The organism is Oceanicella sp. SM1341, from assembly GCF_003448965.1.
Lineage (GTDB): Bacteria > Pseudomonadota > Alphaproteobacteria > Rhodobacterales > Rhodobacteraceae > Paroceanicella.
The window spans coordinates 136,834-149,791 of record NZ_QRGC01000002.1 but is presented as its reverse complement, the minus strand read 5'-3'; the positions used below and the strand labels follow the sequence as shown (position 1 = coordinate 149,791).

General features: G+C 71.1%; 12 protein-coding genes. 4 read left to right on the top strand and 8 right to left on the bottom strand.

The window, feature by feature from the left end; genetic code table 11:
- The first annotated feature begins 11 nt into the window (after nucleotides 1-11).
- Complete coding sequence (locus D3P35_RS02640; RefSeq protein WP_232830344.1) at nucleotides 12-803, top strand: class II aldolase/adducin family protein; 792 nt, start codon at nucleotides 12-14, stop codon at nucleotides 801-803.
- A gap of 179 nt (nucleotides 804-982) precedes the next feature.
- Here the strand turns inward: D3P35_RS02640 and D3P35_RS02635 are convergent, their stop codons facing one another.
- On the bottom strand, nucleotides 983-1,522 hold the full coding sequence (locus D3P35_RS02635; RefSeq protein ID WP_118132912.1) for a flavin reductase: 540 nt from the start codon (nucleotides 1,520-1,522) through the stop codon (nucleotides 983-985).
- Nucleotides 1,523-1,648: 126 nt separating this feature from the next.
- Here D3P35_RS02635 and D3P35_RS02630 point away from each other — a divergent pair, with 126 nt between their 5' ends.
- Both D3P35_RS02630 and D3P35_RS02625 read left to right on the top strand, forming a co-directional pair.
- Nucleotides 1,649-3,139, top strand: coding sequence for a 4-hydroxyphenylacetate 3-hydroxylase family protein (locus D3P35_RS02630; protein ID WP_198670440.1), 1,491 nt, complete (start codon nucleotides 1,649-1,651; stop codon nucleotides 3,137-3,139).
- A gap of 2 nt (nucleotides 3,140-3,141) precedes the next feature.
- Nucleotides 3,142-4,401, top strand: a complete 1,260-nt coding sequence (locus D3P35_RS02625) for a M20/M25/M40 family metallo-hydrolase (RefSeq protein ID WP_118132910.1) — start codon at nucleotides 3,142-3,144, stop codon at nucleotides 4,399-4,401.
- Nucleotides 4,402-4,483: 82 nt separating this feature from the next.
- Here D3P35_RS02625 and D3P35_RS02620 read toward each other — a convergent pair whose 3' ends face one another.
- The 6 genes from D3P35_RS02620 to D3P35_RS02595 all read right to left on the bottom strand — a co-directional run bounded on the left by D3P35_RS02620 (nucleotide 4,484) and on the right by D3P35_RS02595 (nucleotide 10,187).
- Nucleotides 4,484-5,134: a DUF1028 domain-containing protein gene (locus tag D3P35_RS02620; protein WP_118132909.1), complete on the bottom strand. Its 651-nt coding sequence runs from the start codon at nucleotides 5,132-5,134 to the stop codon at nucleotides 4,484-4,486.
- Between the two features lie 23 nt (nucleotides 5,135-5,157).
- On the bottom strand, nucleotides 5,158-5,955 hold the full coding sequence (locus tag D3P35_RS02615; RefSeq protein WP_118132908.1) for an ABC transporter permease: 798 nt from the start codon (nucleotides 5,953-5,955) through the stop codon (nucleotides 5,158-5,160).
- Nucleotides 5,952-6,809: an ABC transporter permease gene (locus tag D3P35_RS02610; protein WP_118132907.1), complete on the bottom strand. Its 858-nt coding sequence runs from the start codon at nucleotides 6,807-6,809 to the stop codon at nucleotides 5,952-5,954. Before D3P35_RS02610 ends, D3P35_RS02615 begins: the two co-directional genes overlap by 4 nt.
- Nucleotides 6,806-7,909, bottom strand: coding sequence for an ABC transporter ATP-binding protein (locus D3P35_RS02605; protein ID WP_198670439.1), 1,104 nt, complete (start codon nucleotides 7,907-7,909; stop codon nucleotides 6,806-6,808). Before D3P35_RS02605 ends, D3P35_RS02610 begins: the two co-directional genes overlap by 4 nt.
- Nucleotides 7,910-7,922: 13 nt before the next feature.
- Complete coding sequence (locus D3P35_RS02600; RefSeq protein ID WP_157982013.1) at nucleotides 7,923-8,939, bottom strand: extracellular solute-binding protein; 1,017 nt, start codon at nucleotides 8,937-8,939, stop codon at nucleotides 7,923-7,925.
- A gap of 246 nt (nucleotides 8,940-9,185) precedes the next feature.
- The gene (locus D3P35_RS02595) at nucleotides 9,186-10,187 is read right to left on the bottom strand and encodes an aromatic ring-hydroxylating dioxygenase subunit alpha (protein ID WP_198670438.1); all 1,002 of its coding nucleotides are present in this window, start codon (nucleotides 10,185-10,187) and stop codon (nucleotides 9,186-9,188) included.
- A gap of 157 nt (nucleotides 10,188-10,344) precedes the next feature.
- Here D3P35_RS02595 and D3P35_RS02590 point away from each other — a divergent pair, with 157 nt between their 5' ends.
- Nucleotides 10,345-12,057: a dihydroxy-acid dehydratase gene (locus D3P35_RS02590; protein WP_118132904.1), complete on the top strand. Its 1,713-nt coding sequence runs from the start codon at nucleotides 10,345-10,347 to the stop codon at nucleotides 12,055-12,057.
- Nucleotides 12,058-12,128: 71 nt separating this feature from the next.
- On the opposite strand, the gene D3P35_RS02585 is transcribed toward D3P35_RS02590, so the two are convergent.
- Complete coding sequence (locus D3P35_RS02585) at nucleotides 12,129-12,896, bottom strand: LuxR family transcriptional regulator (RefSeq protein ID WP_157982012.1); 768 nt, start codon at nucleotides 12,894-12,896, stop codon at nucleotides 12,129-12,131.
- Between the last annotated feature and the right edge of the window lie 62 nt (nucleotides 12,897-12,958).

Sequence of the window (12,958 nt, the reverse complement as noted above, 5' to 3'; positions counted from 1 at the left end):
GGAGACACCCCATGGCCATGACCGACCAGATCGAAGACACCATGCTCAAGGACCCCCCGCCCGCCGCCTACAGCTGCGACACCGAGTGGAAGGCGCGGGTCGACCTCGCCGCCTGCTACCGCCTGCTGGCGCATTTCGGCATGGCCGACACGGTGTATGGCCACGCCACCGTGCGCGTGCCCGGCAGCCAGCACGAGTTCCTCATCAACCCCTACGGCATGATGTTCGAGGAGGTCACCGCCTCCTCCCTCGTGAAGATCGACCATACCGGCCTGCCGGTGGGCAACGTGGCGCCGGTGAATGCCGCGGGCTTCGTGATCCACTCCGCCATCCACCAGGCCCGGCCGGAGGTGGATTGCGTGATCCACACCCACACCCGCGCCGGCGTGGCGGTGTCCTGCCTCAAGGAAGGGCTGCTGCCGATCAACCAGTTCGCCCTCGAGTTCAGCGAGCAGATCCGCTACCACGATTACGAGGGCATCGCGCTCGACCTCGCCGAGCAGGAGCGCCTGGTGGCCGACCTCGGCACCTCGCATTCGCTGGTGCTGCGCAACCACGGCATGCTCACCGCGGCGAAGACCATCCCCGGCGCCTTCTACCTGTTCTACTACCTCGAGCAGGCCGCCAAGGTGCAGATGGACGTGATGGCCTCCGGCGGCGAGATCATCGTGCCGCCGGTGGAGGTGCAGAAGCACACCGCCAGCCAGTATTGCTCCGCCTTCGACCCCGACCAGACCGGCCTGCGCGGCTGGCCCGCCATGCTGCGCCTGCTCGACCGGCGCAACCCCGGCTACGACCAGTGAGCCCCTCCGGGGGGCCGCGCCAGGCGAGCCCCTCCGGGGGCTGTGACAGGTGAGCCCCTCCGGGGACTACGACAAGTGAGCCCCTCCGGGGCTACGATGCGCGCCCCCGGACCCCTTCCCAACCGGCCACGGCCGGCCCCGCGCGGGCGGCACCCCTCCGGTGCCGTCCGCTTGCCGGTTCAGGCCGCCGGCGCGCCCTCCAGCGTGTGGTAGCGACGTGAGAAATAGAGCAGCGCATCCCGCGGGCCGCCGAGGCGGATCGCCTCCAGCTCGACGAAGAACACCTCGTGGCTGCCCACTTCCTGCGTGGCCGTGATCCGGCCCTCTAGGTTCATCGCCGCCGCCTCGAGCAGCGGCGCGCCGGTGACGCCCGCGGCCCAGTCCGCGTGGTCGAACCGCTCGGCATGGCCGATGCCGCGCTGGCCGGCGAACAGCTCGCCCAGCCCCCGCGACGCCGGGCACAGCGTGTTCACGCACAGCACGCCGTTCTGCCGCAGCGCCGCGTGCTGCCGGCTGGCGCGGTTCATGCACACCAGCAGCGTCGGCGGCGTGTCGGACACCGAGCACACCGCCGAGGCGGTGAAGCCCACCCGCCCCGCCGGCCCGTCCGAGGTGATCACGTGCACCGCCGCGGCGATGCGCGACATCGCCTCGCGGAAGTGCAGCACGGCAGGCGCGCGCCCGGGCGCTTCGGGACAAGTTTCGGGAACTTCGGACATTTTCGCTCCTGCGGGGATCAAATCTCGGGGGCAGCGCAAAAGCGCTTGAATTCTGCATACAGAATGCAGAATGATGGCTGCACGGTCAATATCCGGCCGGACCAGAATTCCATCCGAGGTGCTGCCATGGGGCTGATGACACGCGAGCAATACATTGAGAGCCTGGACGACGGGCGGCAGGTCTGGGTGAGCGGCCGCAAGGTCGACCGGGTCGCGACCGACGCGGCGCTCGCGCCGATGGTCGAGGCCGTGGCGCAGATCTACGACATGCAGACCAGGCCGGAGTTCGCCGACCTGCTCACCTTCGAGCGGCCCGACGGCATCCGCGGCTCGCGCTTCTACAAGATCCCGGAAACCCCGGAAGACCTGATGCTGCGGCGCAAGATGACCTCGGCCATCCTCGGCGAGGTCTCCCCCACCATGGACCGGTTCGGCGACGAGACCGTGACCCCGCTCTTCGTGATGTGCGACCGCGCCGACATCTGCGACAGCTTCGATGAGCGCTACGCCCGCAACGCCGCCCGCTGGCTCGACCGGCTGCAGCGCGAGAACCTGTTCATGACCTCGGGCAACACCGACCCGAAGGGCGACCGCTCGCTGCAGCCCTACCAGCAGCATGACCCCGACCTCTACCTGCGCGTGGTCGAGGAGCGGGAGGACGGCATCGTCATCTCCGGCGCCAAGTTCGAGACCGGCGCGCCCTATGCGCATGTGGCACTGGTCAAGCCCACGGTGGGCAACTGGATCGAGGAAAACGCCGATTACGCGGTGGCCGCCATCGTGCCGCTGAACGCGCCGGGCGTGCGCATGCACTGCCGCATGCCGCTCACCGCCAACGGGGCGGGCAATGCCAACACCTACGACCACCCGCTCTCCGGCCGGTTCGACGAGCTCGACACGCTGATGGTGTTCGACCATGTCTTCGTGCCCTGGGACGACGTGCTGTTCTCGCGCCAGCCGAAGATGGCGGCGATGATGCGGGCCGAGTTCTCCCGCTGGGCGGCGCAGGGCTACCTGGTGCGCTGCCTCTCGAAGGCCGAGCTGCTGGTGGGCGCGGCCCTGCTGGTGGCCGAGCAGAGCGGCACGGTGAAAATCCCGCCGGTGCGCTCGAAGATCGCCCAGCTGATGATGCACAAGCAGGCCATCGAGGCCTTCGTCATCGCCTCCGAGGCCTCCTGCCAGCCCTCGCCGGGCGGCTACACCATGCCCGAGCAGGCGATCCAGAACGCCGGCCGGGTGTTCTGCTCGCAGAGCTACCACCACATGGTGCAGATCCTGCGCGAGGTGGTGGGCGGCCAGCCGGTGATGCTGCCGGACGAGGCGATGCTCACCGGCGCGGAAACCCGCGGCGACATCGAGAAATTCTTCGCCGGCGCCGGTTTCGACGCCCGCACCCGCATCCGCGCCATGCATCTTGCGCGTGAGCTCACCGGCTCCTCCTATGCCGGGCGCACCCAGGCCTACCAGCTCTTCGCCGAAACCCCGGTCTTCGCGCAGGAAAACGCGCTCTTCGCCAGCTACGACCGCGAGGGCGCGCTGGAGAAGGCCCGGCTCTGGGCCGGCCTCGCCGAGGAGCCGACGGCCGCGGCCGAGCCCGCGCTGGCCGCGGGGCGCTGAGCATGGCCGACCTTGCCCATGACACCGCGCAGGACAGCGCCGCCCTGCGCGACGCGGCCCGGGCCGCGGCCGGCCGGGCCAGCGCCATCCACGCAGCGCTCAAAGGCCCCGTCGCCGCGCATGAGCCCGCGGCCCGCGCCCTGCTGCAACGCCTCGTGAACCTGCCCTCGGGCAGCTACGAGGCGCAGATGGTCGACACGGTGGGCGACCATCTCGTGGCCGAATGGCAGGCGCTCGGCTTCGCCGACGCGCCGCTGCCGGTGGAGGGGCGCGGCCGCATCCGCCGGCTCTCGCGCCGCATTCCCGGCGGCCGCGGCGGGCGCATCCTGATCCTCGGGCATCTCGACACGGTCTGGGCCTCGGCCGACAGCGCCGGCTGGAGCTACTCGGAGAGCGCCGACGGCCTCGCCCACGGCCCCGGCGTGGGCGACATGAAGGGCGGGCTCAGCATGGCCTGGCTCGCGGTCTCGGCCCTGCTCGACACCGACCTGCCCCTGCCCGGGGAAATCGCCGTGCTGCTGGTGCCCGACGAGGAGCTGGGCTCCCCCGGCTCGCGCAGCGTGATCGAGGCCGAGGCCTCGGCCAGCCGCGCGGTGCTTGTCCTCGAGCCCTCGCGCCCCGGCGGCGAGGTGGTGATGGGCCGCGGCGCAGTGGGCGCGATGGAGATCCGCGCCACCGGCCGCACCGCCCATGTGGGCGTGAACCCGGAGGAGGGGATCTCCGCGCTGGTGCCGATGGCAGGGCTCGTCGCCGCCATCACCGCGCTCGGCAAGAGCGATGGCACCGCGGCCTCGGTGGGCGTGCTGCGCTCGGGCGCCGCGCGCCAGGTGGTGCCGGAGACGGCGGAAATGCATGTCGACCTGCGCGCCCCCGGCCAGCAGGAAGCGGCAGCGCTGGAAGCCGGCATCCGCGGCCTCGTGACCGAGGCGGAGCGCACCCACCCCGGCGTGCGCTTCGAGGTGAGCGGCGGGGTCACCCGGCCCGCCTTCCCGCCGCGCATGGGCCGCACGCTCTACGCGCTCTACACCGCCGGGGCGGAGCGCGCGGGCGAGACGATCGGCGCGGTCGTCACCCGCGGCGGGTCCGACGGCAGTTTCGGCGCCGCCCTCGGCGTGCCGACGCTGGACGGGCTGGGCCCGGTCTGCTTCGACACCTGCTCGCGGCGCGAGCGCATCATCCTCGGCTCGCTCGCCGGGCGCGCGGCACTGTTCGCCGCGCTCATCGCCCAGCTCGCCGCCGAGCCGGAGCTGGCGCTCGCCTGACACCTGCCCGCGCGGCAGGCAGCAAAAAGCCCCGGGGCCGGTCTCATCCGGCCCCGGGGCTTCGTGGTCTCACGCGCCTCGATCAGAGCGGCGCGAGGGCGCGCTTCTCGTAGGCCCGGGCCTCCGGCGCATAGAGCGCCCAGAGCCGGCCGAGGGCGGCGATGGGATCGGCGTCATGGTCGATGCGCAGGTCGGCGAAGGGGAAGCTCTCCCCCGCCACGATCTTCAGCGCGGCCGAGAGCACGGGTTTCACCTCGCCCCCCGCGGCATCGCCCGCGCGCAGCGCGGCGAGCAGGCGCTCGGCGAGCGGCGCGGGGCTGCCGGCCGGCGGCTCGGCCTCGAAGGCCGCGACCATCGCCGGGGCCACCCCCTCCCCCGCCAGGATGTTGCCGACCGCGACACAGCCGCGCCCCACGGCACAGGAGACCGCCCCCGCCACCCGCGCGCCGGTGGCATGGGCCGTCCGCCCGTCGGGGGTGAGCACGGCAAGCTGGCGCACCTCGGCATAGGGGCGCTGCATCAGCCGCTCGAGCACCGCCTCCGGCCCGTGGCCCCTGGCGAGCAGCCCGAGCGCCTCGCGGCCGAGGCGCGGGTCGGTCCAGTATTGCGTGAGGGCGGCGCCGGCGCCCGCCTCCACGAAGAGGCAGCGCGCCCCCACCGCCGGGCTGGAGGTGGTGATGGCGCCGCCGATCATGCCCGTCTCCGGGCAGGTTCCGATGATGGAATAGGTCATGAAAGTGTCCGTTCGGGCCGGGCTCAGCGGCCGGCGAAGATCTTGTCGAACCCGGCGAAGCGCTGCAGCAGCACCACCAGCACCACGCTCTGCAGGATGAGGATGGTGGCCATGGCCGAGACCGTGGGGTCGTTGAAATCCCGGATGTAGGAATACGCCTGCACCGAGAGCACGTTGGTCTGCATGTCGGTGAGGAAGACCACGGTGGAGAAATTGTCGATCGCCTCGACGAAGACGAAGATGCCCCCCGCCAGCATGCCGGGCCTGAGCTGCGGCAGCGTGATGGTGAGGAAGGTGCGGAAACGCCCGGCGCCGAGATTGCGCGCCGCTTCCTCGAGCGCGAGGTCCGCCCCCTCGAGCGTGGCGACGATGGCGCGGATGGCAAAGGGCAGCGTGATCACCACCAGCGCGAGCGAGATCTTCCAGAAGCCGGTGTAGAGCCCGGTCCATGAGAAGAAGTTGAGGAAGGCGACACCGATCACCACCCCCGGCACCGCCAGCGGCGAGAGCGCCAGCGCGCTCAGCAGGCCCCGGCCCGGAAAGCGCCGCCGCACCATGGCGAGCGCCGTGGGCACGGCGATGGCGAGGCTCACCGGGGTCACCAGCGCGGTGACCAGCAGCGTGTTCACCAGCGCGTCGCGAAACTGCGGATGGCCGAAGAAATTGCCGAACCATTTCAGCGTGATCGCCTGGGGCGGGAAGGCGATGCGGCTGCTCGGGCTCAGGGCGGAGTAGATGATCACCACCGTCGGCACCACGAGGAACAGCAGCACCAGCGCCGCCCAGGCCGGCACCAGCATGGAATACGGACGGGCTTTCATCGGCGGGTCCCCCCGAAACGGCGTGACAGCGAGCCGCGGATCACGCTCAGCGCGAGGATCGGCAGCAGGGCGAAGACCAGGAAGATCACCGCCATGGCCGCGGCGGCGGGCATGTCGAAGCTGCTCTGGATCTTGTCGTAGATGAGGTTGGCGAACATCTGCACCCGGCCGCCGCCCAGCAGCAGCGGGAAGAGGAACGAGCTGATCGCGAGGGTGAAGGCCAGCAGCGCCGCACTCACCAGCCCCGGCACGCTGAGCGGCAGGGTGACGGTGCGAAACGCCGCCCAGCGCGTGGCGCCATGGCTGCGTGCCGCCTCCTCGAGGGCGGCAGGGATGTTGCGGATCGCCCCCATCAGCGTGAGCACGAAGAACGGCAGCACGAAATGCACGATGGAGATCACCACGCCCAGCCGGTTGTTCACCAGCCGCAGCGGGTCGGCGCCCAGCGCCTGCAGCAGGGCGTTCACCGGCCCTGTGGTGCCCAGCACCAGCATCCAGGCATAGGCCCGGGTGATGCCGCCGGAGAGGAAGGTGACGATGAGGGTGAAGAACACCGCGTTGCGCAGCAGCCGCGAGGGCGAGCGCGCCATCAGGTAGGCCAGCGGATAGCCCATCACGATGGTGAGCGCGGTGATCTGCAGCGACATCACCAGCGTGGTCCACAGCGCGCGGCGGGCCAGCGGCGAGGCGAAGGTCTCCGTGTAGTTCACCAGCGAGCGCGGCCCCTCGAACATCGCGGTTCCGGGGATCTGGTGCAGCAGGCTGGTGTCGGCAAAGCGCAGCAGGGCGAAGAAGAACAGCCCCAGCGTGAGCAGGATCGGCCAGATCAGCCAGATGACCGGAACCTGCCTCATGCCGCGGCCTCCAGCACGGTGAGGCTGCGCGGGTCGAACTGCAGCGACACCTCCTCGCCCACCGGGCGGGTGGGCCGGCCCGCTGCGCGCTGCTCGGAGACCCGCACCACCTGGCCATCGGCGAGGGTGACCTCGTAGAGCACCCTTCCGCCGAGATTGGTGCCGTAGCCGATGCGCCCCAGCACGCCCGGCGTGCCGGCGGCGGTAAGGCCGATGGCCTCGGCCCGCACGGCCACGCTGCAGGCCCCGGTGCGGCCGGGCACGGCGCCCACGGGCGGCTCCTCCGCCGCGAGCCGTGTGCCCCCGATGGTGAGCGCGCCCTCGGAAAGCGCCGCGTCGAGAATGTTCTCCACCCCCATGAACTCCGCCACGAAGCGGGTGCGCGGGTGGTCGTAGAGCTCGGCCGGCGGCGAGAGCTGCTCGATGCGCCCGTCATGCACCACGGCGATGCGGTCGGCGAGGATCATCGCCTCCTGCTGGTCATGGGTGACGATGACGGTGGCGAGGCCGAGGCTCTCCTGCAGCTTGCGCAGCTCGATCTGCATCGCCTCGCGCAGGTTCTGGTCGAGCGCGCCGAAGGGCTCGTCGAGCAGAAGCAGGTCGGGGCGGGTGGCGATGGCACGCGCGAGCGCCGTGCGCTGCTGCTGCCCGCCCGAGAGCTCGGAGGGGTAGCGCTTGCCGAACTGCTCGAGCCGCACGAGGCGCAGCGCGTCCCACACCCGGGTTTCGCGCTCGGCCCGCGGCACCTTGCGCAGCTTCAGCCCGTAGCCGACATTCTCGGCCACGGTCATGTGCGGGAACAGCGCGTAGGACTGGAACACCATGGCGGCATTGCGCTTTTCCGGCGCGAGCCGGGTGATGTCGCGGCCGTTGAGCGTGACGGAGCCGCTGTCGGGCTCGGCGAAGCCGGCGATCATGCGCAGGATGGTGGTCTTGCCGCAGCCCGAGGGGCCGAGCAGGGCGAGGATGCCGCCCTCGGCAAGATCCAGCGACACGCCGCGCACCGCGATCGCGTCACCGTAGGATTTCACCAGGTCGGAGATGCGCAGGGCGGTTGCCCGCTCCTGCACAGGGGTTTCGGGGGCCAGCTGGTCGGTCACGGCGCGGGAAGGCTCACTGCGCGACGGACATCTGGAACGTCTCGTTCCAGCTGTCGTAGTTGGCGTTCACCTTGTCCTCGTCGTAGCTCACCGTGTCGCCGGGCTTCGGGTACTGGGAGGCCAGCGCCTCGGGCACCGCGGCGTCGACGTTCACCGGCATGTTCTGCAGGTTTTCCGCCACGATCTGCTGGGCTTCCGGGCTGACCGCGTAGTTGATGAACTGCGCGGCGAGGTCTTCCTTGCCGTTCTTCACCAGGGTCATCACGTCGTACATCATCGGCGCGGGCTTCGGCGAGATCATCTTCACCTCCACGCCCTCGTTGCGCACGGTCTTGGCGCCGGAGGGCGGCGAGACCAGCACGCTCACCTCGCCGGTGGCCAGCGCCTGGCGGGCCTGGGCGTCGGAGGTATACCAGAAGGCCACGTTCGGGCTCAGCTCGCCGAGCTTCTCGATGCCCGGCTCCACGTCGTCGATCGAGCCGCCGGCGAGCTCGGCCGCCACCAGCACGATGCGGCCCTGGTAGGTCGAGGGGGCCGGCACGGCGAGCATGTTGGCGAATTTCGGGTCCCACAGGTCTTCCCAGGAGGTGATCTCGCCCTCCACCATGTCCGGGCGCCAGACGATGCCGAGCGGGTAGGCATAGGCCGCCACCCAGCCGTCGGTGAACGAGCCCTCCACCATGTGCCCGGTGTTGGGCATGCTCTCGAGCGGCATCTGCGCGAACAGCCCGTCGTCCTTCACCGCGCGGTTCGCCACCGAGGAAGTGGTGAACCACACGTCCACGCCCGGGTTGCCGCGCTGCGCCTGCAGCTTGGCCAGCGATTCACCGCTGTTGGCCTGCGAGAGCAGGTTCACCCCGACACCGGTCTTCTCGGTGAAATCCGCGGCGATCTGCTCGAAGGCGAGCTGCCAGGTGGTGCCCCAGATCATCACGGTGATGCTCTGGTCCTGGGCGAGGGCCGGCATGCCGGTGAGCCCGAGGGCGGCGGTGGCGGCGAGCAGGGTGCGGCGGGTCAGTCTTGCAGGCATGGGGCATCTCCGGCTGGTTTCTGAATGCTGCATACAGAACACAGACTTTGAATCGGCCTGTCAATCGCTAGTGACGCGTCGGGGCGCCTGCCAGCCCGAAAACTGCGCGCAAAGTGTCACATGCTGAAATCTTGGACAGTGCGCGGCGGCGAATGCCGCTTCCGCCCGCAATGAAAAAGCCCCCCGGCGCGGGGCGACGGGGGGCGGTGAAGAGCGGGGAAGGGGCCGGGCGAGGTCGCGGGTGGGCTATTGCGCCCCCACGCCCCGCAGCAGTTCCTGGAAATAGGCCACGCCCTGTTCGTGGCGCGGCGAGAGCGGGCCGGCGCGGTAGCCGCCGCTCTCGTAGTTCTTCTGGGTCTCGAGGCAGACCTCGAAATCCTCGCGCACCACGGCGAGATTGTCCTCGACGATCTTGTCGCGCGCGGCCGCCCCCTCCTCCGAGGTGTCCTCGAAGTAGAAATTGTAGATCAGCTCGGTGCGCCGGTGGTCGATGGGGTTGATGCGCGAGGTGTTGATGCCGCCGGCAAACAGCGACAGCGTCCAGTTCGGCCACATCCACATCCACTTGCCGCGGTAGAACAGCCCGGGGCGCGGCGGGGCGGACATGCGCACCATCCCCTCCAGCGCCACGGTCTCGAACCTCTCGAACTCGATGGCGCGGTGGAACTCGGGGTGGATGCCGGGGATGTGGTAGCCCTCGACGAAATTGTCGGTGTAGAGCTTCCAGTTCGCGTCGAACACCAGCCGCTCCTCGCGCATCCAGCGATAGCTCTCGACGGGCTCGTCGGCGATCTCATCCGCCAGGGCGCCGAGCTGGGCCTCGAAGGGGCCGGAGGGGGCGAGCGCCACGAAGAGCAGCCCGCGCCACACGTGCAGCGAGATCTCCTCCAGCGCCCAGTCCTCCATGCGGAAATCGGCGTCATCGCCCCACCAGGGCACGTTGAGCAGCGAGCCGTCCTCGCCCCAGACCCACTGGTGATAGGGGCAGCGGATGGTGGAGCAGCGCCCCGAGCCCTCGGGCAGCAGCCGCGCGCCGCGGTGGCGGCACACGTTGCGGAAGGCGCGCAGGCCGCTGCGGGTCCTCACCACGAACACCTTGTTGCCGGCGATCTCGGTGGCGATGTAGTCGCCCCGCTGGGCCAGCCGCTCGGCCGCGCCGATGAGCTGCCAGCTCGCCGAGAAGATGCGCGCCACGTCCTGGGCGTGGATCTCGGGGGATATGTAGTTGATGGGGTTGAGGTTCTGCACGGGACGGCTCCTCCTTTCACCTGAGCTCACAGAAGAGCAAGCGGCAGGCCCCGTCAAGCGCGCCGGCCCTCACGCGAAGTTTCCCGCGCCCCGCGCGAAAGCGCTTGGAGGATGCGCGCCCGCCTGCCGATAGTTGCGGCTCGCGAAGGAGACCCCCATGACAGACAGCCCCCGCCGGCACGGCTACGACATCGGCCTCACCAATTACGGCGACACGGAGTTCTCGCGCTTCCTGCGCCGCGGCTTCGCCCGCTCCACCGGCATCTCGGAGAGCATGCTGGAGAAGCCCATCGTCGGCATCGCGATGACCCCCTCGGGCTTCAACAACTGCCACCGCCACATGCCCGAGCTGGTCGACGCGGTGTCGCGCGGGGTGCTGGCGGCGGGGGCCCTGCCCCTGCCCTTCCCCACCATCTCGCTGGGCGAGGTGAACCTCAGCCCCACCTCGATGATGTTCCGCAACCTCATGGCCATGGACACGGAGGAGATGATCCGCGCCCAGCCGATGGACGCCGTGGTGCTGATCGGCGGCTGCGACAAGACCGTGCCGGCGCAGCTCATGGGCGCGGTCTCGGCCGGGCGGCCCTTCGTGCAGCTGGTCACCGGGCCGATGACCACGGCGCGGCACCGGGGCGAGCGCCTGGGCGCCTGCACCGACTGCCGGCGCTTCTGGGGAGAATTCCGCGCCGGGCGGGTGGACGCGGAGGAGATCGCCGAGGTCGAGACCCGGCTCTCCGCCACCACCGGCACCTGCGCGGTGATGGGCACCGCCTCCACCATGGCCGCCATCGCCGAGATCCTCGGCGTGGCGCCGGCGGGCTCGGCCGCCATCCCGGCGGTGGATTCGGCGCGGCTCGCGATGGCGGAGCGCTGCGGCGAGATCGCGGTGGGGCTCATCGGCCGCCCGATCGCGCCGGCGCAGGTCGTCACCCGGAAATCGGTGGAGAACGCCTTCCGCGGGCTGATGGCGCTCGGTGGCTCCACCAACGCGATCATCCACCTCACCGCGGTGGCCGCGCGCGCCGGCATCCGCGTCAGCCAGCAGCGCCTCAACGAGATCTCCGACGAGACCCCCACCATCGTGAACCTCAAGCCCGTGGGCGAGGGCTACATGGAAGACCTGCACGCCGCCGGCGGCATCGTGGCGGTGCTGCACGAGCTGCGCCACCTGCTGCATCTCGACACGCTCACCGTGGAGGGCCGCTCGCTGGGCGAGCTGCTGGCCACGCCGCCGCGCTGGGTCGACCGTACCTGCATCCGCCCGGCGGATGACCCGGTGTCGCCGGTGGGCGGGCTGATCGCGCTCGGCGGCTCGCTGGCGCCCGACGGCGCCATCTTCAAGCGCGCCGCCGCCACGCCGGAGCTGTTCGAGACCGAGGGCCGCGCCGTTGTGTTCGAGGGGCTGGAAGACCTCGCCACCCGCATCGACGACCCGGAGCTGGACGTGACGGCCGAGGACATCCTGGTGCTGAAGAACGCCGGCCCCGTGGCCACCGGCATGCCGGAGGCGGGCTACCTGCCCATCCCGCGCAAGCTGGCGCGGCAGGGGGTGAAGGACATGGTGCGGATCTCCGACGCCCGGATGTCCGGCACCGCCTTCGGCACCATCGTGCTGCACATCTCGCCCGAGGCCGGGGTGGGCGGCCCGCTCGCCGCGGTGCGCAACGGCGACCGCATCCGCCTCTCGGTGGCGCAGAAGCGCATCGACCTGCTGGTGCCCGAGGCGGAGGTGGCCCGCCGCCTGCAGGGCTTCACGCCGCCTGCCCCGCCCGAGCGCGGCTACCGCGCGCTCTACGCCCGGTCGGTGACACAGGCGGAGGAGGGCTGCGACTTCGACTTCCTCGTGCCCCCGCCGCGCGAGGAGAGCTGAGCCGCGGTTGCAGGCAGGCCCGACGCCAGCGGGGAGGCGGGGGGGGGGGGCGGCAGCGGGGCGCCCCCGCCTCAGGCCTGCGCCATCGGCTCGCGGCCGCGGCGCATCAGGCAGCCCACCAGCTCGGTGCGGTTGCGCGCGCCGAACCGGCGGCAGAGATTGGCCACGTGCTCCTTCACCGTGTGTTCGGAAATGCGCATGTCGCGGGCGATCTGCTTGTTCGAGCCGCCTTCGCAGAGCCGCACCGCCACCTCGGCCGAGCGCGGCGGCAGGCCCAGCGCCTCGGCCGAGAGCGCCGGCGGCGCCTCCTCCAGCCGGCCGGTCTCGGCCATCACGGTGAGGGCGATGGACCCCGCCCGGCACACCAGCCCCACCCGCTCCGCCAGCTCCGCCTGGCACACCCGGCGCTCGTGCGAGGCGGCATAGAGCACGCCGATCAGCCGGTCGCCCACGCAGAGCGGGCCGCAGAGCGACTGGCTGAAGCCCCAGCGGCGCAGGTGGTCGCGGATCGGGCTGCGCCGCCAGTGCCCGTCGCCCAGCAGGGTGCGGCCGTCCACCACCCGGGGCGTCTCGCGCATCGAGGAGATCAGTGGGTCGTCGGCGCTCAGCTCGGCATCGTATTCCAGCAGGAAGCGCTCCGGCGCGCGGGCGGAGTAGATCAGCGGCTTGCGCGCCGGCGCGTCGAGGTAGAGGCCCAGCGCCAGCGGGCAGGCCGCGCCGCCCAGCGCCTCCAGCACCGCATCGCCCAGGCCGCGCGGCGTGCGCGCCGCCGCCACGCTCAGCGCCCCGTGCGCCAGCACGGTTTGCGCACCGGCGTCGATGACTTCGCTGGTGATCATCGCCATACCCCCTGCAAAGGCCAGCTTCCGGGCCGGTTCCCGGGGCAGGGCCGGCGGCAGGC